Origin of the sequence: Desulfosporosinus metallidurans (assembly GCF_001936615.1) — a bacterium.
Lineage (GTDB): Bacteria > Bacillota > Desulfitobacteriia > Desulfitobacteriales > Desulfitobacteriaceae > Desulfosporosinus > Desulfosporosinus metallidurans.
On sequence record NZ_MLBF01000123.1, the window covers coordinates 1 to 3,020 of the forward strand.

Sequence of the window (3,020 nt, forward strand, 5' to 3'; positions counted from 1 at the left end):
GGATTCACCGGCATTTTTTCCGTTGACCATTGGCTGCTCCCGATTCTACAAATTTCCCACCGTCTCCATATTTGCACAACCCTAAATCTTCATAGGTTTGAATTTCCGAAGAGGTAAAAGCGTCGTGAAGCTCCACGAAATCAAGCTGCTCCAGCGGGTTCTCGATCCCTGCCATTTTGTAAGCTTCTTTCGCCGCAACTCGGCCTCCCCTGAAGGAATGGACCCCAGGGTATTTCAAGTCTTTATAATCCTCTGCGCGTTCGTGGTCAAGAAGGATGACTTCACGTGAGGGACGATCCGATAAACGCATGGCATCCGTTCCTGTTCCCACGCCGCTGATCAGAATGGGTTTATCCGTTAACTTAAAAGCCATTTCTTCTGAAGCTAAGATAGCCGTAGCCGCCCCATCCGACATGACACATATATCTAACCGTTTCAAGGGATCTGCCACCATTTCAGAGTTGAGGACATCTTCGATCGTTAGTTCCGCGGGGAACTGGGCATAGGGATTATGCAGTGCGTTGCCATGATTCTTAACGGAAACCGCCGCAAGTTGCCGCTCCGTGGTACCAAATTCATGCATATGCCGCTTGACCATCATGGCATAATAGCCTGTGTAAAATCCGCCGACGGGGTAATCAAAGTTAACATCGGACGCTAGGGCGATAAACTCATTTCCCTTCCAGGTATTCACATGGGACATGGTTTCAAAGCCAACCGCGGCACAGACGTTCATCCGTCCACTGGCAATAGCCTCCCAGGCTGTTTGAAAGCACATTCCTCCCGTAGCTCCTCCAGACTCGACTCGTTTGGAAGGCTTTGGGGTAAGTCCCAAATAATCTTGGACCATAATTCCTGCCATCAATTGACGGGTAAAGTGATCCGAAAAATAAGCGATGACTGAGCCGTCAATCTGGTCTAGGCTCAAGTTGGGTATATCGGCCATAGCCTGATCAAACGACTCTTTGGCCATATAACGGAAGTCCTTTTTCGGTGTGGATTTGGCGAATTTCGTGATGCCGCCGGACACCATATACACTGGTCTCATAGTTCTCCTCCTCATACCTATTGGATTTGTGAGTTCAATTAAGCCTTTGCTTTATTTAGTTTTCAACCACCATCTAAAACAGGTTCATCAGGCCCTTGCTCTTGAAGAAGCTGAGTTTACCTTCGAGATGTCAAAGATGACATGAAATAACACCAGAATAAAAATATGGCACCCCCTTCCTGCTTCTAAGGGTTATATAGAGCAAGAGTTGTGCCACATTAATGAATATTCTGAAATGTTGTCTGAGCCCACAGGTATCAGGTCTCGGGACGAATTACTATCGCATTTCAGCTATGGACCTAGGCAATTTAGCCCAGGCAAAGTTGCCTATTCACGGCATTTCTGCCATGTCTTACCGGCAACCCAGAGCCCGCGAGATGACCAAGCGCTGAATTTCAGACGTTCCCTCCCCTATTTCCAGCAGTTTGGCATCTCGCAGATACCTTTCTACGTGATAATCTTTCATATAGCCATATCCGCCGTGAATCTGGATAGCCTCTAGCGAGTTCTTGACCGAAGTTTCTGAAGCATGCAATTTGCCCATAGCTGATTCTCTGCCAAAAGGCAGATGGGCATCTTTAAGACTTGCAGCCCGCAAAATCATCAGGCGTGACAACTCAGTTTGGGTAGCCATGTCTGCCAGTTTAAACTGGATAGCCTGAAAACTACTTAAAGTTTGCCCGAATTGCTTGCGCTCCATAGAATACTTCAATGCCTTATCAAGTGCACCTTGGGCAATGCCCACTCCCATTGCCCCTATGCTGATCCTACCACCGTCTAATATCTTCATGAATTGACGAAAACCATTGTTTTCCTCACCTAAGAGATTTTCTGCTGGAATTTCTACATCCTCAAAAACAAGTTCCGTTGTGTTGGAAGCATGAAGGCCCATTTTATCATAAGGAGTGTTAATCTGGAAACCTGGAGTACCCGGTTCCACTAAAAAGGAACTTATCCCTCGGGTTCCTTTCGAAGGATCGGTAAGCGCTGTTACGGTAACAACTCCCGCATAACTGGCATTGGTAATGAAACATTTCGAACCGTTGAGAACCCATCCTTTATCCGTTCGACGAGCTCTTGTTCTCGTGCCGCCTGCGTCAGACCCTGCCTCTGGCTCTGTCAAACCAAAGGCCGCCAAATACTTGCCACTAAATAAAGAAGGTAGATATTTTTCCTTTTGCTCAGGAGTTCCGAAATAGTAAATCGGGCTTATTCCCAGGGATAGTAGCGCTGCATAAGTAATCCCAGTCGAGGCACATACCCGAGATAGTTCCTCAACGGCCAAGGCATAACTGACCGTGTCTCCACCGGTTCCTCCTACATCCTCTGGAAATGGCAAACCTAAAAGTCCCAGCTCTCCCATCTTTTTAACGATTTCCAGTGGAAATTCACCCGTCCGATCACGTTCCTCTGCCCCAGGCTCTACGACCTCATCGGCAAAGGAACGCACCATGGCACGCAATGACTTTTGATCTTCAGTTAAACCAAACATTTACCCTACCCCCTTCATTTTTTCCTTATCAAGCAGGAACAAAATAGACGTCAGTGGGTTTGAACTGGCTCAAGCGTTTAAACTTTGCCTTAATATCCATGCCAATTTTCACATCTTCCGGGGCTACTCCAATCAGGCGGGATAAAAACAGTGTGTCGACCCCAGGCCACTCGACCATAATGAGGGTGAAAGGGGTTTCTGCCAGAAACTCTTGCCCTCCAAAATAACACGTTGTATAGGTATGCACTTTCCCTGTCAAGGGGAGCTGCATCCATTCTGTCTCCGCTCCACAGGTCATGCAGTGGCTGCGCGGGGTCGCAAACGTACCGCCGCACTTTGTGCATTTACTTCCTTTAAGTTCCCCTTTTGCTAATCCTTCAAAAAAGGGTGAGTCTTGGGCATAGCTATGGATATAATCCACTTCATAGTGGTATTTCATAACGATGGGATCTACGTTATAAAGTACACATCCTTGTTCAA

General features: G+C 47.1%; 3 protein-coding genes. All 3 read right to left on the reverse strand.

Annotated elements, in window-relative coordinates; translation table 11 throughout:
• Positions 1–4 precede the first annotated feature (4 nt).
• Complete coding sequence (locus DSOL_RS25770) at positions 5–1,048, reverse strand: thiolase C-terminal domain-containing protein (RefSeq protein WP_083643076.1); 1,044 nt, start codon at positions 1,046–1,048, stop codon at positions 5–7.
• Positions 1,049–1,400: 352 nt separating this feature from the next.
• Positions 1,401–2,540: an acyl-CoA dehydrogenase gene (locus DSOL_RS25775; protein WP_075367554.1), complete on the reverse strand. Its 1,140-nt coding sequence runs from the start codon at positions 2,538–2,540 to the stop codon at positions 1,401–1,403.
• 28 nt (positions 2,541–2,568) lie between these two features.
• Positions 2,569–3,020, reverse strand: a 452-nt coding sequence (locus DSOL_RS25780) for a Zn-ribbon domain-containing OB-fold protein (protein WP_207649639.1), incomplete at its 5' end; no start/stop codon positions are given.